Below are 503 nucleotides of genomic sequence, written 5' to 3'. Positions count from 1 at the left end.
ATGCAGCGAGTCCTAGTTCCCTTTTCAGGTCAGTTGCCGTCTTGAACGGATCCCGGGAAGACGATGCAAGGATTGCAATGTCCTCGCCTTCCTCGCGGTAAGCCCGGACAATCCGGATAACGGTTGGGATCGAACACCCAATCTGCGCAGCGATGTCTTTTTGGCGAATACCGGACTGCGACAGGCCGGTTATCTTCCACCGGTCTTGGATGCTCACGCGTCGGACCATGGCGGGCTTCTGAAAAGCTGAGACCTGTATACCGCTGCTTAAATATTGTCCCGGATGAATCGTCGAGACAGTATTCGTAGCACTGAAACAAGCTTTATTAGCCTACTTGGCTAAAGCAAGCGTAAGCACTCTGGCACAAAAAATGCCCAACTCGGGCACAAACGAAGCATTTATACACAACAAAGAAACTCCTCGAAGGTGTGAGTCGAAAGTTCCTCGTGTCGGCGCTTGTGGAATTATCTCGAGCGTCCTTCAGTGGCGCGTGCAGATGATT

1 protein-coding gene is annotated in these 503 nt (G+C 51.7%); it reads right to left on the bottom strand.

Going from position 1 to position 503, the window contains the following annotated elements; translation table 11 throughout:
* Window positions 1–217: helix-turn-helix domain-containing protein (locus Q2M23_RS43930; RefSeq protein WP_316399585.1), on the bottom strand; the 217-nt coding region annotated here is incomplete at its 3' end.
* Window positions 218–503: the final 286 nt, after the last annotated feature.

Origin of the sequence: Bradyrhizobium sp. 33ap4 (assembly GCF_032654765.1) — a bacterium.
GTDB lineage: Bacteria > Pseudomonadota > Alphaproteobacteria > Rhizobiales > Xanthobacteraceae > Bradyrhizobium > Bradyrhizobium australafricanum.
Note: the sequence above shows the minus strand (reverse complement) of the source record. Positions and strands in the feature narration are given on the sequence as shown.